This window comes from Streptomyces sp. WMMB 714 (assembly GCF_900090125.1).
Classification (GTDB): Bacteria; Actinomycetota; Actinomycetes; order Streptomycetales; family Streptomycetaceae; genus Streptomyces; species Streptomyces daqingensis.
On the sequence record NZ_FMHJ01000010.1, the window covers coordinates 243854 to 266615 of the forward strand.

Here is a 22762-nt window from a genome sequence, read left to right on the forward strand (position 1 = left end):
GGGCGGGGAGCGGCCGGGTGGTTGGCTGACGCCGGGGGATGCCGCGGCAGGAGGCGGACGCAGCAGGAAGGCGCCGCCCCGCCGCATCCGGATGCCGACAGCAGGAGGAGTTCATGGCGCAGGTCGTCTCGACCACTCAGCGGGAGATCGCGGCGAAGCCCGACGCGGTCTTCGACGCGCTCGCCGACTACAGCGCGACCCGGCCGAAGCTGCTGCCCGCCCACTTCAGCGAGTACGAGGTGCGGGAGGGCGGTGACGGTGCGGGCACCCTCGTGCACTGGAAGCTGCAGGCGACGAGCAAGCGGGTGCGCGACTGCCTGATGGAGGTGAGCGAGCCGTCCGAGAGCGAACTCGTGGAGCGCGACCGCAACTCCACGATGGTCACCACGTGGAGCGTCGCCCCGGCCGGCGCCAGTTCCGCGCGCGTGTCCGTGCGCACCGAGTGGCAGGGGGCCGGTGGCGTCGGGGGCTTCTTCGAGCGGACGTTCGCGCCGAAGGGGCTGGCGCGCATCTACGACGAGATGCTCGCGAAGCTCGCCGCCGAGCTGGAGAAGTAGAGCCGAGGCGCGGGGCGGGGGTGCGGGCGGCGCTGCCCCCACCCCCCCCGGCGGGGGTGCGGGACGGGCTGCCGTGCTCACCGGTTCGGGTGGTTTCCGCAGTAGGGCGGTGCGTGATGATCCGCGTGCGCCCCCGCGCCAAAGCCGCAGCTGAGCGCGGCGACCGGCGCCCCGGGCAACGGAGTTGGGGCCGCGGCCGCAGCTCCCGGGGCCCTCTGTCCGGCTTGCTCGCTCTTGTCGCGTAATGCGAGAAATACTCCCCGAGGACAGTGAGCACGACAGGGGAGCGCAATGGGCGGCATGGCTCTGGGTCACAGAGATGAGCAGAGCCCCGCCGTCGTCGAAGTCGGCCTGGAGCTGCCGGAGTACGGCCCTCCTGCCGGCGGCGTTGCTTCCGGCGGCGCCCCGGCGGCGGCCCGTACGCCTTCCACCTCGGCGAGCGCCCCGGCACCCGGCCGCACCGGGGCGGGGCCCCGGCCGGCGCCGCGGTCCGACGCGCCGGACGGACCTGCCGGGGACGGGCCCGGTGCGGGCGGGCACGCCGGGAGGACGCCGGAGGAGGAAGGGCCCGGCGAGGGCGGCGCCGTCCCGCTCAGCCCCCGCCGCGTGCGGCTCGTCTTCGTCGCCCTCATGCTCGCCCTGCTGATGGCCGCGCTCGAACAGACCATCGTGGCCACGGCGTTGCCCGAGATCGTCGGAGATCTGCACGGCCTGGACCGCATGTCGTGGGCGGTGACGTCCTACCTGCTGGCCTCCACGGTCGGCCTGCCCGTCTACGGCAAGCTCGGGGACCTCTTCGGCCGCAAGAGCGTCTTCCTCTTCGCCATCGTCGTCTTCGTCGCCGGCTCCGCGCTCGCGGGATGGTCGCGGACGATGACGGAACTCATCGCGTACCGCGCCCTCCAGGGCGTCGGCGCGGGCGGCCTCATGATCGGCGTGCAGGCGATCATCGCGGACGTCGTGCCGCCCCGCGAGCGGGGCCGGTACATGGGCCTCATCGGTGCCGCCTTCGGACTCGCCTCCGTGGCCGGTCCGCTGCTCGGGGGCTGGTTCACCGACGAGCTGTCGTGGCGGTGGTGCTTCTATGTCAACGTCCCCTTCGGCCTGCTCACCCTGCTCGTCACGGCGTTCGTGCTGAAGCTGCCGCGCCCCGCCGCCCGGCCCCGCCTGGACGTGGTGGGCACTGTGCTGCTCGGTGCGTTCTCCACCTGCCTCGTCCTGCTGACGAGCTGGGGCGGCACGGAGTACGCCTGGGACGACCGCGTGATTCTCGCGCTGGGCGCCGGGGCGTTGCTCAGCGCCGCGCTCTTCCTCGTCGTCGAACGGCTGGTCCCCGAACCCGTGCTGCCGCTGCGGCTGTTCAAGGACTCGGTCTTCAACGTCACGGGCCTCGTCGGGGTGGCCGTGGGCATCGCGCTGTTCGGGGCCGCGAGCTACCTGCCCGGCTTCCTGCAGATGGTCGACGGCGTGACGGCGACGGAGTCGGGTCTGCTGATGCTGCCCATGATGGGCGGCCTCGTGCTCTCCTCGACGGTCTCGGGCCAGCTCATCTCCCGAACGGGGCGCTACAAGGTCTTCCCGGTCCTGGGCTGCGCGCTGTCCGCCGTGGGGATGTGGCTGCTGTCCCTGCTGGAGGCCGGCACGGACCGGCTGTCGTACAGCATCTGGATGGCCGTACTCGGACTGGGGATCGGGCTGGTGCTGCCGGTGCTCGTCCTGGCCGTCCAGAACTCCGTCCCGCCGCGGGACCTCGGCGCCGCGACGAGCGCCAGCAACTACTTCCGGCAGATCGGCGGGAGTGTCGGAGCGGCCGTCTTCGGCACCCTGTTCATCGAGCGGCTCACGGACTCCCTGGCCAGAGAAGTGCCGCGGGGCGGCGCTCATGTCCCGCCCGACGCGGAGTCCCTCACTCCGCAGGCGGTGCACGCGATGCCGGCCCCTTTGCGGGACGCGTACGTGCAGGCCTACGCCGACGCCATGCCGCGGATCTTCCTCTACCTCGTCCCGGTGCTCGTCCTCGGGCTGATCCTGACCTTCTTCCTCAAGGAGAAACCGCTGGTGTCCGAGAACGCTCCCGTGCCCGAGGCGCGCAACGAAGCAGGCAGCACCCACGCCGGGAGCACGGCCTTCGGCCAGACCGCCCCCCTCGGCGCGGACCCCCTCGGCCCCGCCCCTCTCGGCACGGACCCGGCCTTCGGCCGCGACGGGTTCCACCGCGCGGGCGCCGCCGAGGCCCACGCGGGTGCCTCCGGAGCCGTCGCGGTGTGCGGCAGTGTCCGGCACCACGACGGCACCGGCGTGCCGCGTGCCGCACTCACCCTCATCGACAACGGCGGCAAGCAGGTCGGCCGGGGCGCCACAGGAGAGGACGGACGGTACGTGCTGAGCACCCCGGGGAACGGCTCCTACGTGCTGATCGCGGCCAGGGGAGGGCACCAGCCGCAGGCGGTCGGCGTCACCGTGGGGGAGCGGCCGGTCGAGCTCGACATCGTGCTGGGGGGCACCGGGCGCCTGACGGGCAGTGTGCTCACCGCCGACGGGCTGCCCGTTCCGGACGCCGCCGTGACGCTGACCGACGTGCGCGGCGAGGTCGTCGCCGCCGCCCGCAGCGGGCGGGACGGCGGCTACGTCGTCGACGAGCTCGTCGCGGGCGAGTACACCCTGGCCGCGAGTTCACCGGCCTGCCGCCCGGCCGCGCTCCCCGTCTCCGTCCAGGCGGGACGCGAGACCCGCCTGGACATCGAACTCGCGGGCGGCGCCGTGCTGCGGGGCACTGTCCGGGCGGGCGGCGGCAGGCCGGTGGAGGACGCCAGGGTGACGCTCCTGGACGGGGCGGGCCACGTCGTCGAGACCGTCACCACGGGCATCGACGGGTCCTTCCGCTTCGTGGGCCTCACGCCGGGCGAGTACACCGTCATCGCGTCCGGCTACCCGCCTGTCGCGACGGTCCTCAAGGTGGCCGGCGGAGAGAGCGCGGAGCGGGACGTGCTGCTGGGCCACGAGGACTGACCGGAGGCGGGCGGCACGGAACCGCCCGCCCGCAACTCGAGCGGGGGCGCCAGGGGTTGCCCGCTGCCCGCGCGGGCCGCGAAACCCGCCCGCTGGCGTGTCGCGAGGTGCCGGCGCCGGGCGTGCCTTCCTGTGAAGGGGCAGGTCAGAGGGGAGAAGCCGGGCCGGTCAGTGGTAGAGACCACAGGAGTTATCCACAGGGGTGTCATGGGGTTTGCGCACCGCGTAACGTTCCCGGCATGAAGATCCTCATCAGCGCCGACATGGAAGGCGCCACCGGTGTCACCTGGCCTGCGGACGTCCTGCCGGGCACGCCCCAGTGGGAGCGCTGCCGCCCCATGTTCACCTCGGACGTCGACGCGGCGGTGAAGGGCTTCTTCGACGGCGGCGCCGACGAGGTGCTCATCAACGAGGCGCACTGGTCCATGCGCAACCTCCTGCTCGAACAACTCGACGACCGGGCGCAGATGCTCACCGGGCGCCACAAGTCGCTCAGCATGGTCGAGGGCGTCCAGCACGGCGACGTGGACGGCATCGCGTTCGTCGGCTACCACACGGGGGCGGGGACGGAAGGGGTGCTCGCCCACACCTACCTGGCCAACTCGATCACGGGGGTCTGGGTCGACGGCGCGCGGGCGAGCGAAGGGCTCCTCAACGCCCTGGTCGTCGAGGAGTTCGGCGTCCCCGTGGTCCTGGTGACGGGCGACGACCGCACCGTCGAGGACGCGAAGGGCTATGCGCCCGACGCCTTCGGCGTCGCCGTGAAGGACTACGTGTCGCGGTACGCGGCGGTGTGCCGCACCCCGCGGCGTACCGCGGCCGACATCAGGGAGGCCGCGGCGAGCGCGGCGCAGCTGGCGGTGCGCACGAGCCCGGCGGAGCCTCAGGAGCACACCGTGGAGCTGGAGTTCGACGCCGAGCACCTGGCCGGAGCCGCCAGCGTGGTCCCCGGCGTGGAGGTGACGGGGGAGCGCCGCGTGGCCTACACGTCGCCGGACATGTACGAAGGAATCCGGACTTTCAAAGCAGTGACGACGCTCGTCTCGTCAGCGGTGGAGGAGCAGTATGGCTGAGCACATCGACCAGCGGGCCCTGGACGAGGCGGTGACCTTCACCTCCGAGCTGATCCGCATCGACACCACGAACCGCGGCGGCGGCGAGGGTTCGGAGCGTCCGGCCGCCGAGTACGTGGCGGAACGGCTCTCCGACGCGGGCATCGAGCCCAGCCTGATCGAGAAGGCCCCGGGGCGGACCAACGTGGTGGCCAGAGTCCCGGGCAGCGACCCCTCCGCGGACGCCCTGCTCGTGCACGGCCATCTCGACGTGGTGCCCGCGGAGCCCGCCGACTGGAGCGTGCACCCCTTCTCCGGGGAGATCCGGGACGGCGTGGTCTGGGGACGCGGCGCCATCGACATGAAGAACGCGGACGCCATGGTGCTCGCCGCCGTGCGTGCCTGGGCCCGGGCCGGTGTCAGCCCGCGCCGTGACGTCGTCCTGGCCTTCACCGCCGACGAGGAGGACAGCGCGGAGTACGGCTCCGAGTACCTCGCCGAGCAGCACGCGGACCTCTTCGAGGGCTGCACGGAAGGCATCAGCGAATCAGGCGCCTTCACCTTCCACACCGGCGACGGGATGCGGCTGTACCCCGTGGCGGCGGGTGAGCGGGGCACGGCCTGGCTCAAGCTCACCGCACACGGCAAGGCGGGGCACGGTTCGAAGATCAGCCGCGCCAACGCGGTCAGCCGGCTCGCCGCCGCGATCGCCCGGATCGGTGAGCACGAGTGGCCGCAGCGGCTCACGCCGACCGTGCAGGCCGCGCTGAAGACCCTGGCCGCCGTCCGCGGACTGCCCGAACCGGACGTGGACGCCCCGGACTTCGACGCCGACAAGCTCCTCGCCGACCTCGGCCCCGCCTCCCCCCTCGTGGAGCCGACGGTGCGCAACAGCACCAACCCGACGATGCTGAACGCCGGTTACAAGGTCAACGTCATCCCCGGCACCGCCACCGCGTACGTCGACGGGCGGATCCTGCCGGGCGGGGAGGCGGAGTTCACCGAGACCCTCGACCGCCTCACCGGCCCGCACGTCGAGTGGGAGTTCCACCACCGCGAGGTCGCGCTGCAGGCCCCCGTGGACTCACCGGCGTATGCGGCGATGCGTGAGGCGCTGGAGTACCACGACCCCGGGGCGCACGTCGTGCCGTACTGCATGTCGGGCGGCACCGACGCGAAGCAGTTCTCGCGGCTCGGCATCGCCGGGTACGGCTTCTCACCGCTGAAGCTGCCCGAGGGCTTCGACTACCAGGCGCTCTTCCACGGCGTGGACGAACGAGTGCCCGTGGACGCCCTCCACTTCGGTGTCCGCGTCCTGGACCGCACGCTGCTCGCGCTCTGAGCCTGCCCCGTCCCGCTCCCGCTTCTCCCAGTCCCCGGAGGCTTCACGCATGCCGACCACCACGGCCCCCTACGGCACCTGGCCGTCCCCGATCGACGCCTCTCTCGTCGCCTCGCACGACGGCAGGCCCGAATACCCCGGCGCAGTGGGCGAGGAGATCTGGTGGACGGAACCGCGGCCGGCCGAGGGAGGACGCCGCGCGCTGATGCGCCTGCCCGCCGACGGCGGGGACGGCGCCGCGGAGTCGGTGCTGCCCGCGCCGTGGAACGTGCGCAACCGCGTGATCGAGTACGGCGGGCAGCCCTGGGCGGGCGCGGTCCGGAGCGAGGGCGGGCCGCTGCTGGTCTTCACCCACTTCGCCGACCAGCGGCTCTACGCGTACGAGCCGGACGTCCCCGGCTCCGTTCCCAGGCCGCTGACGCCGCTCTCCGAGGTGTGCGACGGAGGGTTGCGCTGGTGCGACCCCGTCGTGGTGGAGCCCGAGGGCTCCCGGCCCGAAGTGTGGTGCGTCGTGGAGGAGTTCACCGGTGAGGGGCCGACCGATGTGCGGCGCCTGCTCGCTGCCGTCCCCCTGGACGGCTCCGCCGCCGAGGACCGGGGGCGCGTGCGTGAACTGACCGGCGACGCCGGCCGGTTCGTGACGGGCCCGCGGCCGTCCCCCGACGGCCGGCGTGTGGCCTGGCTCGCCTGGGACCACCCCGCGATGCCCTGGGACGGGACGCTGGTGAAGGTCGCGAGGGTCACGGGCGGGGGCGAGCTGGCGGACGTGCGGACCGTGGCGGGAGGCCCGGAGGAGTCGGTCGCCCAGGTCGAATGGGCTCCCGACGGCGCGCTGCTGCTGGCCTCGGACGAGACCGGCTGGTGGAACCTGCAGCGCCTCGATCTGGGCGAGGCGGCGTCGGGCGGCTCCGGCGGAAGGGTCGCTCTGTGCCCGCGCGAGGAGGAGTTCGCCGGCGGGCTGTGGCGCATCGGGCAGAGGTGGTTCGCCCCGATGGCCGACGGCCTCATCGCCACTCTCCACGGCCGCGGCGCCATGCGGCTGGGCATCCTCGACCCGCGGACAGGCGAGATCGCCGACGCCGCCGGCCCCTGGACGGAGTGGGCCGCCCTGGCGGTGACGGACACCCGCGTCGTCGGGGTGGCCGCCTCACCGCACAGCTCCTACGAGGTGGTCGAGCTGAACACGGGCACCGGTCACGCGGTCGTCGTCGCCGCCGCGCACGAGGACCCGGTCGATCCGGCCCACTACCCGCAGCCGCTGGTGCGCACGTTCACCGGGCCCGGCGGCAGGGACATCCACGCCCACGTCTACCCGCCGCACCACCCCGGCTACGCGGCCCCGGAAGGAGAGCTGCCTCCCTACGTGGTGTGGGCACACGGCGGTCCCACCAGCCGCGCCCCGCTCGTACTCGACCTGGAGATCGCCTACTTCACCTCCCGCGGCATCGGCGTCGTCGAGGTGAACTACGGAGGCTCCACCGGTTACGGGCGGTCCTACCGCAACCGGCTGCGCGAGCAGTGGGGCGTCGTCGACGTCGAGGACTGCGCGGCGGCGGCCCGCCAGCTGGCGGCCGAAGGCAGCGCCGACCCGAGGCGCCTGGCACTGCGCGGCGGCAGCGCGGGCGGCTGGACGACTGCCGCCTCCCTCACCTCACCGGACACCGCGGCCCTGTACGCGTGCGGGACGATCAGCTACCCCATCCTCGACCTCACCGGATGGGCCACGGGCGAGACGCACGACTTCGAATCGCAGTACCTGGAGTCGCTGGTGGGCCCGTTGCGGGAAGTGCCCGACCGCTACCGCGACCGCTCGCCCATGCAGCACGCCGACCGGATCGAGGCGCCCTTCCTGCTGCTGCAGGGACTCGACGACGTCATCTGCCCCCCTGTCCAGTGCGACCGCTTCCTGGAGCAGCTCGACGGCCGAGGGGTGCCGCACGCCTACCTCACGTTCGAGGGGGAGGGGCACGGCTTCCGCCGCGCGGAGACCATCATCAGCGCGGTCGAGGCGGAACTGTCGCTGTACGTCCAGACGTTCGGGATCGAGCGGAGCGACGTACCCACACTGGAGCTGAAGCCGTGACGGATGAGACGCAGACACCGCACCGGGGTGCGGACCGATCGGGAGCCGCGTTCGCCGCGGCCGCCGACGCGACCCCCGCCGCGTCGCCTTCCGCGGGCGCGGAGGCGAGCGTGCGCCCCCTGACGCGGCCGCGGCGGCTGCGGCCTGGCGACCGGGTGGGGATCGTGGCGCCGAGCGGGCCCGTGGAGCGTGAGAACCTCGCGTCGGGTGTGGACGTCCTCCGTGACTGGGGCCTCGAGCCCGTTCTCGGACCGCACGTCCTCGAACCCCACCCCTCCATGGACCACTTGGCGAGTGCGGACGAACTCCGTGCCCGCGACTTCCAGGAAGCCTGGTGCGACCCTTCGCTCTCGGCAGTCATCGCCGCCCGCGGCGGCTACGGCACCCAGCGCGTCCTCGACCTCCTCGACTGGGACGCACTGCGCCGCGCGCCGGTGAAGGTGTTCGTCGGCTACAGCGATCTCACCGTCATGCACGAGGCGCTGGCCCAGCGGCTCGGTCTCGCCACGCTGCACGGACCGATGGTCGCCACCGCCTCGTTCCTCGCCGACAGCGCGACGCGTGAGCATCTGCGCAGCACCCTCTTCGCTCCGGAGAGCGTCCTGACGTCGACGCCCGGGAAGGACACCCGCACCCTCGTGCCCGGGCAGGCGCGGGGCGTCACCCTCGGCGGCAACCTGTCGCTGCTGGCGGCGGAGCGGGGCACCAGCCACGCGCGTCCCTCGGCGGCGGGCGGCATCGTACTGCTGGAGGACATCGCGCAGCAGCCCTACAGCCTCGACCGGCTCCTGACCCAACTGCTGCGCTCCGGCTGGTTCGAGGGGGTCGCCGGTATCGCCCTCGGTTCGTTCACGGACTGCGGGGAACGCGAAGACGTCCGGGTAGTGCTGCGGGAGCGGCTCGCCCCGCTCGGCGTCCCGATCGTGGAGGACATGGGCTTCGGGCACGGCACCTCCACCCCGACTCTTCCCCTGGGCGTTCCGGCCGTGCTCGACGCGGACGCCCGCACGCTCACCTACGACGAACCAGGACTCACGTGACCGCCACCGAAGCCTCCATCCCGCCACTGCCGCCGGGGGAGCCCGATCCGTCGACGGCCGATCCGCACGTACTGCTGCGCGGCTATCTCGACTACTACCGGGACACGCTGCTGCGGAAGATCGACGGCCTCTCCGAGGAGGAGCTGCGGGGCAGCCGTCTGCCGTCGGGCTGGACGCCGCTCCAGCTCGTCCGGCACCTGACGTACGTCGAACGCCGCTGGCTGTGCTGGGGATTCGAGGCCGAGAAGGTTCCGGACCCGTGGGGCGACAGGGGCGGGGACGGCAAGTGGCGCGTTCCGGACGGGGTGCCGGTGGCCGATATCGTCGCCGCCTTCCGGGCCCAGTGCGACCGCTCACGGGAGATCGTCCGCGAGGCCCGGCTGGACGCACACGCCCGGCTCGGTGGCCGCTTCCCCACGGAGGAGGAGGCGCCCTCGCTGGCGTGGATCCTCTTCCACCTGCTGCAGGAGTACGCGCGGCACGTCGGGCACCTCGACGTTGCACGGGAGCTGGCCGACGGAGCGACGGGGGAGTAGGGCGGGCAGCGGCCGTCGCAGCGATGGCACGGTCGGGTCGTGAACCGGCGCGACGGCTGACGAACCGACGTCAGGCCCCTTCGCCCCTGCGCTCAGCGACGGGAGCGCGAGGGTCGATGTGGGCGCGCCGCACGAGGACTTCGTCGACGGGCCCCACGGGGACCCCGAGATCGCTTGCGGCGCTTCGCAGCTGGGTGAGCGCGGCGTCGGCGGCCTGTCCGGGCGTTTCGGCCGGCATCCCGAAGACGGCACCCAGCGTCTCGGCCGTGCCCCCGTCGGCCATGGTCAGTTGGGGCGAGGCGTCGGCCCCGTGAGCGGAAAGCCACGCCGCGAGCCGCTCCGTCAGGGTTACGGAATCAAGCCCGTCCTCCATGACGACCAGTTCCGCGTGCACTTCCCACTTCACGGGGTCTCTCCTCGACGCGGTGTCCGCTACGGCGTGTCGACCTTCACCAGCTTGCTGCCGGCGCTGCCCTTCGTGCCCGGGAAGGGTGAGGTGATCTGCATGGTCACCTTGCCCTGGTAGGAGCCGTCTCCCCTGATCTTCTTCCCCTTCGGCTTGGGCGTGTAGTAGGTCACGTTCCCGCCGTTGACCGCGACCGTCTTCGTCTCATCCGACGTCGCGACGGTCGAGGGCGGGCAGAGGCCGGGGCACTTCAGCAGTTGACCGCGCACCCGCACATGGACCCTGGGGATGTTCCCCTTGCAGCTGAGGCGGGTCTTGAAGATGACGCTCTTGCCCCCCTTCGACCAGTGCGGATTGTTGACGGTCCCCGTGCACTTGGCCCACCTGGTCCGCTTCGTGCTCACGTCCCCGTCAGTGCCGCCGGTCCGGACGCTGCTCGTCACAGTTCCGGACTCCGATCCGGATGCCTGAGCGGCAGTCTGGGCGGAGGCGATGTCCGTGCCGCCCAGGAGCAGCACGGCACTTGCGGCCGCAACGGCCGCGACGGCACGACGAGATACAGATTTGCTCATGTGATTCCCCCGTAGAACTCGGTGATGGCTCTGATCGTGCACTGTGCGCAGCGGCGGAGGAATGCGATAGATGTCAGATGTCCAAGATGTGCCGCCGGAATGACTTGTTCTCCAAGTTTTCACGCAAGAGGAAAGTCATACGAAAAATGCTCCCGCCGTTCGCCAATTGCCGGATTGCCGATTGCCGATTGCCGATTGCCGACTGCCGGGTGGGCCGGAGTGGGGCGAGCACGAACTGCCTTTAGGTGACGGCGCGTTGGGGATATCCGAGACGCCTGTCGGGGTCGAATTGCGGCAGGAAAGCACGTTGCCGTCGCGAAGACTGCCTCCGCGCCGCGGCCCTGGATTCCGGTCCCGCCGCCCTCGGGATTCCGGGCCGGCAAATCAGAGGCCGGCCAACTCGGCGAGGACGCGGGCTTGCCGTACGAGGCGCACGGTCCGGTTCAGCCGCGCTTCGTGTTCGGTGTCACCGCCGTCCACGTCGAGCTGCCACAGCGCGAACTCGACGAGGCGTGCCATGGCCCAGGCGTGCAGGCGGGCCGCGTCCAGGCCGAGTTCATCGGCGACGAGCGCCGTACGCCGGGCGAGGACGCGCTCCGGCGAGGGATACGCGAACGGGTCGTCGATCTGCTGGATCAGGGGCCAGGGGTCGAACGCGACGTCCCCGTACAGGGGTTTGGCGTCGATCGCCAGCCAGGGCCGGCGGCCGGACGCCAGCACGTTGCCGGGGTTGAAGTCGCCGTGCACCACGGTCTCCAGCGGTGCGGTGCGCGGCAGTTCGCGCAGCAGCGACGACGCCTGCCGGAAGAGGCCGGTGTCCGCGGAGGGCGGCCATGTGCGGCGGCCTGCCCGTTCGTCGAGTACGTCCGCCAGCCGGCCGGTGGCGCCCGCCAGGTCCTCGATGGCGGAGTCCGGTCCGGGACGCCGCCCGCGGCCGCTGTCCCACAGCGCCCGCAGCACGCCCGCACCCGTCACGAGCCGTTCCTCGGCCGGCAGTTCCAGCGCTTCGCCGAGCTGCGTGCCCGGTTCGCAGCGCTCCAGGAGCAGCGCGTACTCCCGCGGGTCGTGCTCGTACACCCGCACCGCGCCGTCTCCCGCCCACAGCCGCAGCGCCTCGCCCTCCGGCCGTGCCTCCCTGTGGGGCCACGTCACCTTCAGCACGGCGCGGGTCCCGTCGCGGCGCTCGGCCGGAGCGACCCAGGAGCAACTGCCGCCCTCGTAGGGGGAGCCGAGCCGCAGGTTCCAACGCCGCCTCAACTCCTCGACCAGGGAAGGGAGCCGGCCCAGCCAGTCCCGTCCGCTCGCAGTGCGCCGCATGGCGGTCGTCACGGGAAGCGAGTCGGGGAAGAGATCGGCTGGGGTCATGCTGGAGAGCCTTCCGGCGGCATGGGGCGACGGCCTCGGGGAGTGTACTTTCAAGGGATGCCGACCACTTCCGGAGCAGCGTGGGACGCCGACCGGGTTCCGGGCCGCCGCCTGTCGTCCGAAGACGCGCCGGATGCCCCTGTCGACGTCCGGGTCCTGCGGGTCTCCGAGTGCGCCGACCGCGCCGCCGGCGAGCTGTCGCTGCTCTCGGGCGAGGAGCGGGCCCGCGCGGCCGCGTTCCGGCTTCAGGCGGACCGTGACCGCTACCACGTCGCACATACGGCGCTGCGCCACGAACTCGCGGCGCGGCTCGGCACGGCGCCCGCCGCGGTGCCGCTGACCCGGGCCCGCTGCCCGGTCTGCGGCGGCCCGCACGGACGTCCCTCCGTGCCCGGCGATCCCCTGCACTTCTCCCTCTCCCACGCGGGTGACCTCGTGGTGCTCGCCTTCGCGGGCGCCGCGGTCGGGGTCGACGTCGAGCAGGAACAGGAGCCGTCGGTCGTCACGGAGGTCGCGCGCGCCCTCCACCCCAGGGAGCAGATCGAGCTGGCCGCGCTTCCGGAGGCGGAGCGGGGCGTCGCCTTCGCCCGCTGCTGGACGCGGAAGGAGGCGTACCTCAAGGGCACGGGCACCGGACTCGCCGAGGATCCCGCGGTCTCCTACGTGGGCACGTCGCGGGTGCCCGTGCCGCCGGAGGGCTGGCGGATCGCCGACGTCGCCGTCCCCGGCGGTTACGCCGCGGCCTGGGCGCTGCTGGACCGTCCGGGCGCCCCGTCCTCCGCGTAAGCACCGGCCGCCGGCCGCCAGGCTCCGGCCGCAAGACACCGACCCCCAGACACCGGCCGCAAGACAGCGGGCCGCCCGGCCACCCGCCGCCGCGTTCCGGAATCCGCACCGCACGGCGCCCGCCCCTGACACGCCCCGTACGGACGGACGCGTCCCGTACGGACCTGCCCATGCGCCCTGGTCATCGCGGCGCCCACCGTGTTCCATGGTCATCGGGGCCCGGGAGAGCCGGGCGCCCCAGCCGCGTAGAGGAACGAGGTAGCCGTGCCGACGACGCTGCGCTCCACCACCCTTACTCTTCCGGCGGCTCCCGTCGGCCCCGCGAACCCGCTGCCGCCGCTGCTCCCCCTCGACGAGACGCACACGCTCGACGAGGGCGAACGGGCTTCGCTGCCTGCCGAGATGGCACGGCAGGTGGGGTACGAGCCGCTGCGCTCGGTGCTTCCCGAACGGGTGCTGGACGGCTACACCCGCGAACGCGCAGCGGCGTCCCTCCATGCGCTCGTCCTGGAGAACGAGAAGCTGCGCGTGACCGTTCTGCCGGGGTACGGCGGCCGGATCCACTCGCTCCACCACAAGCCGACCGGACGGAACCTGCTGTACACCAACCCCGTACTGCAGCCCGCGGACTTCGCCCTCAACGGTGCCTGGTACTCCGGCGGCGTCGAGTGGAACATCGGGGCGACCGGCCACACCACGCTCTCCTGCGCCCCGCTGCACGCCGCACGCGTGCCCGCGCCCGCCGGCACGGGGTCCCACCCGGCGGCAGCCGGGGGAGAGATGCTGCGCCTGTGGGAGTGGGAGCGGCTGCGCGACACCCCGTTCCAGGTCGATCTGTGGCTGCCGGAGAACTCCGACTTCCTGTACGTGGGCGTCCGTGTCCGCAACCCGCACGACCGGACTGTGCCCGTCTACTGGTGGTCGAACATCGCGGTGCCGGAGGACGAGGGCACGCGCGTCCTCGTACCGGCGGAGGAGACCTGGTACTTCGCCTACGAGCGCCGCCTGCGCCGCATCCCGGTGCCGGAGTGGGACGGCGCGGACCGCTCGTATCCGCCGGCCAGCGAGTTCCCCGCCGACTACTTCTACGAGATCCCCGCCTCGTCCCGTAAGTGGATCGCCTCGCTGGACGCGCAGGGCACCGGCCTCGTGCAGACCTCCACCTCGCTGCTGCGCGGACGCAAGCTCTTCGTGTGGGGCCACGGCCCGGGCGGGCGGCGCTGGCAGGAGTGGCTGACCGAGCCGGGCACCGGCGGCTACGCCGAGATCCAGGCGGGCCTCGCACGCACCCAGCTCGAACACGTCCCGCTCGGCCCGGGACAGGAGTTCGCCTGGCTGGAGGCGTACGGTCCGCTCGACGCCGACCCTGCCGCCGTGCACGGCGCGGACTGGGCGGCGGCCCGCCGCCACGCCGAGTCCCGGCTGGAGGAGGCTCTGCCCCGCGCGGCGGTGGACGCCGCCTACGAGGCATGGCGAGGGTGCGCCGACGCGGAGCCCGAAGGCGGGCTGCTGGCCGCCGGATCCGGATGGGGCGCGCTCGAAGTCGCCCGCGGCGGCTACGCGTTGCCGGGCACGCCGTTCCCCGAGGAGACGATGGGCGAGGAGCAGCGTCCCTGGCTGGAGCTGCTGACGAAGGGCCGCTTCCCCGAGGTCCCGGCGACCGGCTCGGCGGTGCCCGGTGCCACGGGGCACGGCGCCGCCGCCACCCGCGTCCCGGCCCCCTCCCTGGTTTCCCGGGAATGGCGCGATCTGCTGGAGTGCGCTCCCTCCGGGCCGTCGACCGACTACCACCTCGGCGTCGCGCAGTGGCACGCGGGAGACAGGGCGCAGGCCGTACGGAGCTGGGAGCGGTCCGTCGCCGCCGAGGCGACGCCGTGGGCCCTGCGGTGCCTGGCGGTCGCGGACGCGCAGGATCCGCACCCGCGCGTGGGGCTGCCGCGGGCGGCCGAGCGCTGGCTGGCCGCCGTCGAGGCCGCCGCGTCCCCCCGCGCGCCGGCGGTGCTGGTGGAGGCGCTCGTACGCGAGGCGGTACCCGTGCTGCTCGCGGCGGGGCGGCCCGCTCAGGCGCGGGACGTCCTGGAGCGGCTCCCCGCGGAGACGCGGGAGCGGGGCCGCTACCGGCTGCTGCTCGCCCAGGTGCTGGTCGCCGAGGGCGAGACGGGCGCGGCACGCGAAGTGTTCGATGCGGGCTTCGAGGTCGACGACCTCCGGGAGGGCGACGAGGTGCTCGGCGAGACGTGGGCCGCTCTCACCGACGAACCACTGCCGGAGCGGTACGACTTCCGGATGCGCCCCGCCTGACCGGGCGGGCCTTCCCCGGCAGCCCCGCGCTGACGGCGCAGCCCAGTCCTGACGGCGCGCGTCTGTCTCCTCGGACCGCTCCGGATGACCGTTCGGACCCGGGCTGTCCGGCGGGCGGTGACCCAGGCCACCGTCCCGCCGGGCCGGAACGGGCGCCCGGCGGGCACGCCCACGGCGGCACCAGGCGTCGCCTGTGAACGCCGGAGGCCCGTCGGCGCATGTCACGGCGCCGCGACGGGGCCCGTGGAACGGGCAGAAACGGGCACGATCCCGCCAGTGCCTGGCCTGGTCCCCGAGTTCGAGGAGCTGTACAACTCTCCACACGGGCCCGAACGGGCACGGCCGTGACCGTACGGAGAGGGGAGTGCCGGCCATGAGCGCGGAGGAACGACAGCGCGAGATCGTCGTGGCGGCCCGCCGCGGCGGCTCGGTCGACGTCGCGGAACTCGCCGTCACGCTGGGCGTCGCGAAGGAGACGGTCCGCCGCGATCTGCGCGTCCTGGAGTCGCACGGACTGCTGCGCCGTACGCACGGCGGGGCCTATCCGGTGGAGAGCGCGGGCTTCGAGACGACCCTGGCCTTCCGCACCACCATGCACGTGCCGGAGAAGCGCCGCATCGCCGCCGCCGCTGCCGAACACCTCGGAGAGGCGGAGACGGTCTTCATCGACGAGGGGTTCACGCCGCAGCTCATCGCCGAGGCGCTGCCCCGCGACCGTCCGCTGACCGTGGTCACCGCGTCCCTGGCCGCCGCCGGAGCGCTCGCCTCGTCGGAGGAGATCACCGTGCTGCTGCTCGGCGGGCGCGTGCGCGGCGGGACGCTGGCCACCGTCGACCACTGGACGACGAAGATGCTCGCCGGATTCGTCATCGACCTGGCCTTCATCGGCGCCAACGGCATCTCACGGGAACACGGTCTGACCACCCCCGACCCGGCCGTCAGCGAGGTGAAGGCGCAAGCCGTCAGAGCCTCCCGGCGGCGGATCTTCGCGGGCATGCACACGAAGTTCGGGGCGGTGAGCTTCTGCCGCTTCGCCGAGGTCGGCGACTTCGAGACGATCATCACCTCGACCGGAGTGCCCGCGGCCGAAGCCCACCGCTACTCCCTCCGCGGACCCCAGGTGATCCGCGTCTGACCCGCCAGGGGGCACCTCCGCGGCCCGCCCCCGCCCCTTGCCGGCGGCTCGACGCCCTCCCGGCTCCTTCCGTCGACTCTCCCGCCCGAAGTCCGCCCGCTTCGCCCCGATATGACCAGGAGACCGTTCATGCGCAGTCAGAGCCGCCGCAGGACGCGCGCAGTCATCGGTGTGGCAACCGCCAACGTGCTGATGGCAGCGTGCGCCGGCGCGGGCAGCCTCGCCACAGGCGGCGACACGATCAACGTCCTGATGGTGAACAACCCGCAGATGGTCGAGCTCCAGAAGCTCACAGCCGAGCACTTCACCAAGAAGACCGGCATCAAGGTCAACTTCACGACGCTGCCGGAGAACGACGTACGCGACAAGATCGGCCAGGACTTCGCCAACCAGGCCGGCCAGTACGACGTCGCCACGATCAGCAACTACGAGGCGCCGATCTACGCGAAGAACGAATGGCTCCAGCCGCTGGACGGCTACCTGAAGAAGGACGCGGACTTCGACCAGAAGGACATCCTTCCGCCCATCCGCGAGTCGCTGAAGGGCGAGGACGGCAAGACCTACGCGGAACCCTTCTACGGCGAGTCCTCCTTCCTGATGTACCGCAAGGACGTCTTCGAGAAGAAGGGCCTGAAGATGCCGGCCGAGCCGACCTGGCCGCAGGTCGCGAAGCTCGCCGCGAAGGCCGACGGCGCCGAGAAGGGCATGAGCGGCATCTGCCTCCGCGGGCTGCCCGGCTGGGGCGAGGTGATCGCACCGCTGACCACCGTGGTCAACACCTTCGGCGGCACGTGGTTCGACGAGAACTACAAGGCGAGGCTCACCGACCCCGCCTTCGTGAAGGCGACCGAGTTCTACGTCGAACTCGTCCGCGCGCACGGGCAGTCCGGCGCCACGCAGTCGGGGTTCGCCGAATGCCTGAACAACATGACGCAGGGCAAGTCGGCCATGTGGTACGACGCGACGTCGGGCGCGGGCTCGCTGGAGGCCGAGAAGTCCCCCGTCAAGGGCAAGATCGGCTACGCGCCCGCGCCGACCGTGAAGACCCCCTCCTCCGGATGGCTCTACAGCTGGGCCTGGGGCCTGCAGAAGGCGTCGCGCAACCAGGACAAGGCGTACGAGTTCATCTCCTGGGCGTCCAGCAAGGAGTACGAGCGCCTCGTCGGCGAGGAGTTCGGCTGGGCGAACGTGCCGGCGGGGAAGCGGGCCTCCACCTACGACATCCCCGAATACGAGCAGACCGCCGGAGCCTTCGGCGAGACCACCCGGAAGGCCATCACCGAGGCGGATCCGCGCGACCCGGGCGTCCAGCGGCGCCCCACCATCGGGATCCAGTTCGTCGACATCCCCGAGTTCTCCGACCTGGGCACCAAGGTCTCCCAGGAGATCAGCGCGGCCATCGCGGGACGCCAGTCCGTGGCGACGGCCCTGAAGAAGTCACAGCAGCTGGCCCTAGAGGTCTCCGAGGAGTACGAGGGGCGAGGACGATGAGCAGCACACCGGCCACGACGACCACCACGACCCCGCCCGGCGGACGGGCGCCCGGCGCACGGGACTCCGGGCATCCGGCGCGTCCCGCCCCGTCCCCCCGGCTGCGCGCCTGGGTCACCCGGGCGCCGCTGCTGCCCGCCCTGATCTTCCTGATCATCGTCACGCAGCTGCCCATGGTGGCGACGCTGGTGATCTCCGTCTTCGACTGGAACGCCCTCTACCCGGAGGCCCGCAGCTTCGCCGGGCTGGCCAACTACGCGGAGGTGCTGGGCGATCCGGAGCTGCGCAAGTCCGTCCTGACGACGATCCTGCTGACCGTCACCGTGGTGCTCGCCAGCCTCGTGCTGGGGATGCTGCTGGCGCTGCTCCTGGACCGCCGGTTCAAGGGCCGCGGCGCCGTCCGCACGATGCTCATCGCGCCGTTCCTGCTGGTGCCGGTGGCGGCGGCGCTGCTGTGGAAGCACGTGCTGTACAACCCGGAGTACGGGCTCTTCAACGGCGTGCTGCACTGGATCTCCGGCGACGGCGCCCCGCAGCCCGACTGGGTCGCGGAGATGCCGCTCGGCGCCGTCGAGGCCTCACTGGTGTGGCAGTGGACGCCGTTCATGATGCTGATCCTGCTCGCCGGACTGCAGAGCCGGCCCTCCGACGCCGTCGAGGCCGCGTGGATCGACGGCGCGAGCGCCTGGCAGGTCTTCCGCTACATCACGCTGCCCCATCTGCGCCGCTACCTGGAGCTGGGGGCGCTGCTCGGAACCGTCTACATCGTGCAGAACTTCGACGCGGTCTTCACCATCACCTCGGGCGGACTCGGCACCGCCAACCTGCCGTACACGATCTACCAGACCTTCTACCAGGGCCACGAGTACGGGCTCGCGTCCGCCGCCGGTGTGCTCGTCGTGATCGGCTCCATCGTCATCGCCACCCTCGCGCTGCGGGTGGTCTCGTCCCTCTTCAACGAGGAGGCCCGTTCATGAGCGCCGCAACGAGCACCGGCCGGTCCGCCGCCCCGGCGGGGACGTCCGCCGCGAAGCCCGCGGGGAGGCGCGCCGCCCCGGACACCGCGCCGAAGAGCGTCCGCCGCAGGAACGCCTCACTGGGTCTCGTCGCCTGGTTCGTGGGCGTCGTCTTCGTACTGCCGGTGCTGTGGATGGTGCTGACGTCGCTGCACTCGGAGACCGACGCCGCCAAGAACCCGCCCGCCCTGGCGGCGCCCCTCACGCTCGACGGCTACCGCGAGTTCTTCGGCGCCGGAGGGGGCCCGAGTCCCTGGTTCTCGCTCGCCAACTCGCTGACGGCGTCGGTGGTTTCCACCCTCTTCGTGCTGCTGCTCGCGCTGCCCGCCGCCTACGCGCTGTCGATCCGCCCCGTGCGCAAGTGGACCGACGTCCTCTTCTTCTTCCTCTCCACGAAGATGCTGCCGGTCGTCGCCGGGCTGCTGCCGATCTACCTCTTCGCGAAGAACACCGGACTGCTGGACAACGTCTGGCTGCTCGTCGTCCTCTACACGTCGATGAACCTGCCGATCGCCGTCTGGATGATGCAGTCCTTCCTCGCGGAGGTGCCGCCCGCGCTGATCGAGGCGGCGCAGATCGACGGGGCGAGACTGCCGGCCATCCTCACCCGCGTCGTCGCCCCCATCGCCATGCCGGGCATCGCCGCCACCTCGCTCATCTGCTTCATCTTCAGCTGGAACGAGATGCTCTTCGCCCGGGTCCTCACGGGCGTCGTCGCCCAGACGGCTCCGGTCTTCCTGACCGGATTCATCACCAGCCAGGGCCTGTTCCTCGCCAAGGTGTGCGCGGCGTCGGTCGTGATCTCCCTGCCGGTGCTCGCGGCAGGTTTCGCCGCCCAGGACAAGCTCGTCCAGGGCCTTTCCCTAGGAGCAGTGAAATGAAGGCAGCGCTCGTCGAGTCCCCGGGCAGGGTCTCGCTCACCACCGTCCCCGACCCCGCGCCCGGCCCCCGGCAGGTGGTCGTGGACGTGGCGGCGTGCGGGCTGTGCGGCACCGATCTGCACATCCTGCAGGGCGAGTTCGCGCCCTCGCTGCCTCTCGTGCCGGGCCATGAGTTCGCCGGCGAGGTCGTCGGCGTGGGCAGCGAGGTCAGCGAGGTCGCGGTGGGGGACCGGGTCGCCGTCGACCCGTCGCTGTACTGCTACGAGTGCCGCTACTGCCGTACGGGGCACAACAACCTCTGCGAACGCTGGGCCGCGATCGGGGTGACCACGGCGGGGGGCGCCGCCGAGTACGCGGTGGCTCCCGTCGCCAACTGCGTGAAACTGCCCGAGCACGTGCGCACCCAGGACGCCGCCCTCATCGAGCCGCTGTCGTGCGCGGTGCGCGGCTACGACGTGCTCAGGAGCCAGCTCGGCTCGCACGTCCTGGTCTACGGCTCCGGAACCATGGGCCTGATGATGCTGGAACTGGCCAAGCGCACCGGCGCGGCGAGCGTCGACGTCCTCGACCTCAACGAGGAACGGCTCGCCACGGCACGGCGGTTGGGCTGCTCCGCGGCGGCCGCGACGGCCGACGAGCTGGACCGCCCCCAGGGCTGGGACCTGGTGGTCGACGCCACGGGCAACGCGGCCGCGATCCAGGACGGCATCGGGCGGGTCGCGAAGGCGGGAACGTTCCTGCAGTTCGGCGTGTCCGACTACGCGACGACGGCGACCATCGAGCCGTACAAGATCTACAACCAGGAGATCACCATCACCGGGTCCATGGCGGTGCTGCACAGCTACGAGCGCGCTGCCGAACTCTTCGCGGGCGGCCTCCTCGACCCGGAGATCTTCATCTCCGACCGGCTACCCCTGGACGAATACCCGCGAGCGCTCGAGCAGTTCGCCGCAGGCAAGGGGCGGAAGATCGTCGTCGTGCCGTGACGCGGTGGCGGTCTTGCCGGTGAACTCCCGCCCCCGTGTGGTGAGTTCAGGCAGCGATGAGCGGGCCCCCGTCCGGGTCCGGAACCACCCTGCGGGGCCCGCTCGCCCCCGACCGCATCCTCCGCCCCGTCTCCGTCACCGCCCTGCTCTCCCGTTCCCGGGCCACGTCACGGACGGTTCACAGAGAACTCACAAGGTCGATGTCCAGCATGCGCGGCACGCACCAGAGTTCAGGACCGGAGAGGAGGGCCGGATGCCCACCGGCAAACGTCCACACCGCAAGGGCCAAGGGCGCCGACGCATCGGACGTACGCCCGTCGCGGGACTGTGTCTCGCCGTCGCCGCCGCGCTGCTGACGTCGTGTTCGACCGTGCAGGGGACGGACGCGAAGGACGCGGCGAGTTCCTCGTCCGCCGACGGCGGCGAGGGCGGGAGCGGCAGGCCGAACATCGTGCATGTGCAGACCGACGACCTGTCATGGAACCTCGTGCGGTACATGCCGCACGTACAGCGGATGCAGAAGGAGGGGGCGACGTTCTCGAACTTCTTCGTCACCGACTCGCTGTGCTGCCCGTCCCGCTCGACCGGCCTCACGGGGCAGTATCCGCACAACACAGGTGTCTTCACCAACAACGGGGACGACGGCGGCTACGGCGCCTTCATGAAAAAGGGCAACGAGAAGAAGTGCTTCGCGCCCGCGCTCCAGGACGCCGGCTACCGGACCGGATTCATGGGCAAGTACCTCAACGGCTATCAGCCCGCGGACAAGAACGGCACGTCCCGGCCGTACGTACCGAAAGGCTGGGACGAGTGGGCCGTCGCCGGCAACGGCTATCCGGAATTCGACTACGACCTCAATGAGAACGGCCGCGTCAAGCACTACGGAAACGAGCCCGAGGACTACCTGACGGACGTCCTGTCGAAGAAGGCGTCATCGTTCGTCGACAAGTCGTCCGGGGCGAAGAAGCCCTTCATGCTCCAGATCAACCCGTTCACGCCGCACTCGCCGTCGACTCCCGCGCCCAGGGACAAGGACGAGTACCCGTCGCTGAAGGCGCCCCGTACCGAGGCGTACGACAAGGCGGCGACGCCCGCTCCCGAGTGGCAGAAGGACCTGAAGCCGCTCACCGCGAAGGAGAAGAGGCAGATCGACCGGAAGTTCGCCAAGCGGGTGCGTTCCGTGCAGGCCGTCGACAAGATGATCGGCGACCTCCAGGACCAGCTGAAGAAGAAGGGAATCGCGGACGAGACCTATTTCGTCTTCGGCTCCGACAACGGCTTCCACATGGGTGAGCACCGGCTCAGGCCCGGCAAGCAGACCGCCTACGACACCGACATCAACGTGCCGCTGATGGTCACCGGACCGGCGGTGCCCGCGGGCGAGCGGATCCCGCAGATGGCGGAGAACACCGATCTCAATCCCACGTTCCTCGAAATGGCGGGCGTGAAGCCTCCGTCGTCGGTCGACGGCAGCGGCCTCACGGACCTGCTGCGCGGGAAGACGCCCGAGGACTGGCGGGAATCCGTGCTGGTGGAGCACCGCAAGGGGAAGTCCAAGAAGGGGGATCCGGACGCCGCCCCCCGGAAGAACCACGGTGACCCGCCGAGTTACGAGGCCCTGCGGACCCCGGAGTCGCTGTACGTCGAATACGCGGGCGGCGACCGCGAGTTCTACTCGATGAAGTCCGATCCCGAGCAGCTGCGGAACCGGATCTCGTCCCTCCCGGACGACCGCCGCGACGAACTGCACGACACCTTGAAGGCGTTGAAGAGCTGCGAGGGCTCGGAGAGCTGCCGCGAGGCGTCCCGCGTCGACGAATAGCGGCCGCGCCGACGAGCGCCGGGGAGAGGGCGGTGGCGCGGCCCTGCCGTGCGTTGCGGGCAGGGCCGCGCCGTGCGTCCCGCCGTGACGCCCTAGGTGTTCTGTCCATGGAGGTTGGTGACGGTGATCACCGGTAGGTGATCTTGAAATGGGTGAGGGCCTTCTGGCCTGGTGTGTAGCGACGAAACCGCACACCTGGCGACCAGGAAGGCCCTCATGCCGCACCGTAACGCACCGTTGACCGAGACCGGACGGCTGCGTCTGGCCCGCTGTGTGGTCGAGGAGGGCTGGCCTCTGCGGCGGGCGGCCGAACGGTTCCAGGTCTCACCGACTACAGCACGGCGGTGGGCAGGCCGCTACCGGGAGTTGGGCGAGGCCGGGA

The 22762-nt window shown here is 71.8% G+C and carries 19 protein-coding genes; 16 read left to right on the forward strand and 3 right to left on the reverse strand.

Annotation, left to right across the window (positions count from 1 at the left end):
- Positions 1 to 113 precede the first annotated feature (113 nt).
- The 7 genes from H181DRAFT_RS19610 to H181DRAFT_RS19640 all read left to right on the forward strand — a co-directional run bounded on the left by H181DRAFT_RS19610 (position 114) and on the right by H181DRAFT_RS19640 (position 9619).
- Positions 114 to 557, forward strand: a complete 444-nt coding sequence (locus H181DRAFT_RS19610; RefSeq protein WP_045865835.1) for an SRPBCC family protein — start codon at positions 114 to 116, stop codon at positions 555 to 557.
- Positions 558 to 857: 300 nt separating this feature from the next.
- Positions 858 to 3566: an MFS transporter gene (locus H181DRAFT_RS19615; protein ID WP_107068808.1), complete on the forward strand. Its 2709-nt coding sequence runs from the start codon at positions 858 to 860 to the stop codon at positions 3564 to 3566.
- Between the two features lie 239 nt (positions 3567 to 3805).
- Positions 3806 to 4639 carry a M55 family metallopeptidase gene (locus tag H181DRAFT_RS19620; protein WP_045865837.1) on the forward strand — a complete coding sequence of 278 codons (834 nt, stop codon included), beginning with the start codon at positions 3806 to 3808 and terminating at the stop codon, positions 4637 to 4639.
- Positions 4632 to 5960: a M20/M25/M40 family metallo-hydrolase gene (locus H181DRAFT_RS19625; protein ID WP_045865838.1), complete on the forward strand. Its 1329-nt coding sequence runs from the start codon at positions 4632 to 4634 to the stop codon at positions 5958 to 5960. The genes H181DRAFT_RS19620 and H181DRAFT_RS19625 overlap by 8 nt, the downstream gene beginning before the upstream one ends.
- Positions 5961 to 6009: 49 nt before the next feature.
- The gene (locus tag H181DRAFT_RS29995) at positions 6010 to 8043 is read left to right on the forward strand and encodes a prolyl oligopeptidase family serine peptidase (RefSeq protein WP_045865839.1); all 2034 of its coding nucleotides are present in this window, start codon (positions 6010 to 6012) and stop codon (positions 8041 to 8043) included.
- Positions 8044 to 8153: 110 nt separating this feature from the next.
- Positions 8154 to 9083 carry a S66 peptidase family protein gene (locus H181DRAFT_RS19635; protein WP_045865895.1) on the forward strand — a complete coding sequence of 310 codons (930 nt, stop codon included), beginning with the start codon at positions 8154 to 8156 and terminating at the stop codon, positions 9081 to 9083.
- 26 nt (positions 9084 to 9109) lie between these two features.
- Positions 9110 to 9619, forward strand: coding sequence for a DinB family protein (locus H181DRAFT_RS19640; RefSeq protein WP_045865896.1), 510 nt, complete (start codon positions 9110 to 9112; stop codon positions 9617 to 9619).
- A 70-nt stretch (positions 9620 to 9689) separates the two neighbouring features.
- Here the strand turns inward: H181DRAFT_RS19640 and H181DRAFT_RS19645 are convergent, their stop codons facing one another.
- The 3 genes from H181DRAFT_RS19645 to H181DRAFT_RS19655 all read right to left on the reverse strand — a co-directional run bounded on the left by H181DRAFT_RS19645 (position 9690) and on the right by H181DRAFT_RS19655 (position 11962).
- Positions 9690 to 10025, reverse strand: coding sequence for a hypothetical protein (locus tag H181DRAFT_RS19645; protein WP_045865840.1), 336 nt, complete (start codon positions 10023 to 10025; stop codon positions 9690 to 9692).
- A 26-nt stretch (positions 10026 to 10051) separates the two neighbouring features.
- On the reverse strand, positions 10052 to 10429 hold the full coding sequence (locus tag H181DRAFT_RS19650) for a hypothetical protein (protein WP_139131729.1): 378 nt from the start codon (positions 10427 to 10429) through the stop codon (positions 10052 to 10054).
- 552 nt (positions 10430 to 10981) lie between these two features.
- The gene (locus H181DRAFT_RS19655; protein ID WP_045865842.1) at positions 10982 to 11962 is read right to left on the reverse strand and encodes an aminoglycoside phosphotransferase family protein; all 981 of its coding nucleotides are present in this window, start codon (positions 11960 to 11962) and stop codon (positions 10982 to 10984) included.
- Between the two features lie 57 nt (positions 11963 to 12019).
- On the opposite strand from H181DRAFT_RS19655, the gene H181DRAFT_RS19660 reads away from it, so the two are divergent.
- The 9 genes from H181DRAFT_RS19660 to H181DRAFT_RS19700 form a co-directional block, all read left to right on the forward strand.
- The gene (locus H181DRAFT_RS19660; RefSeq protein WP_045865843.1) at positions 12020 to 12748 is read left to right on the forward strand and encodes a 4'-phosphopantetheinyl transferase family protein; all 729 of its coding nucleotides are present in this window, start codon (positions 12020 to 12022) and stop codon (positions 12746 to 12748) included.
- 264 nt (positions 12749 to 13012) lie between these two features.
- Positions 13013 to 15049: a DUF5107 domain-containing protein gene (locus tag H181DRAFT_RS19665; RefSeq protein ID WP_045865844.1), complete on the forward strand. Its 2037-nt coding sequence runs from the start codon at positions 13013 to 13015 to the stop codon at positions 15047 to 15049.
- Between the two features lie 364 nt (positions 15050 to 15413).
- Complete coding sequence (locus tag H181DRAFT_RS19670) at positions 15414 to 16184, forward strand: DeoR/GlpR family DNA-binding transcription regulator (protein ID WP_107068803.1); 771 nt, start codon at positions 15414 to 15416, stop codon at positions 16182 to 16184.
- A gap of 129 nt (positions 16185 to 16313) precedes the next feature.
- On the forward strand, positions 16314 to 17675 hold the full coding sequence (locus H181DRAFT_RS19675; protein WP_045865845.1) for an ABC transporter substrate-binding protein: 1362 nt from the start codon (positions 16314 to 16316) through the stop codon (positions 17673 to 17675).
- Entirely contained in the window at positions 17672 to 18652 is a 981-nt protein-coding gene (locus tag H181DRAFT_RS19680; protein WP_045865846.1) for a carbohydrate ABC transporter permease, read from the forward strand. The genes H181DRAFT_RS19675 and H181DRAFT_RS19680 overlap by 4 nt, the downstream gene beginning before the upstream one ends.
- Positions 18649 to 19572, forward strand: coding sequence for a carbohydrate ABC transporter permease (locus H181DRAFT_RS19685; protein WP_045865847.1), 924 nt, complete (start codon positions 18649 to 18651; stop codon positions 19570 to 19572). The genes H181DRAFT_RS19680 and H181DRAFT_RS19685 overlap by 4 nt, the downstream gene beginning before the upstream one ends.
- Positions 19569 to 20558, forward strand: a complete 990-nt coding sequence (locus H181DRAFT_RS19690) for a zinc-dependent alcohol dehydrogenase family protein (RefSeq protein ID WP_045865848.1) — start codon at positions 19569 to 19571, stop codon at positions 20556 to 20558. The genes H181DRAFT_RS19685 and H181DRAFT_RS19690 overlap by 4 nt, the downstream gene beginning before the upstream one ends.
- Positions 20559 to 20811: 253 nt before the next feature.
- A complete protein-coding gene (locus H181DRAFT_RS19695; protein ID WP_078895847.1) occupies positions 20812 to 22380 on the forward strand; it encodes a sulfatase family protein in 1569 nt (522 codons plus the stop codon).
- A gap of 216 nt (positions 22381 to 22596) precedes the next feature.
- Positions 22597 to 22762 (forward strand): helix-turn-helix domain-containing protein (locus H181DRAFT_RS19700; protein WP_139131730.1); only part of this gene is annotated, 166 nt, incomplete at its 3' end.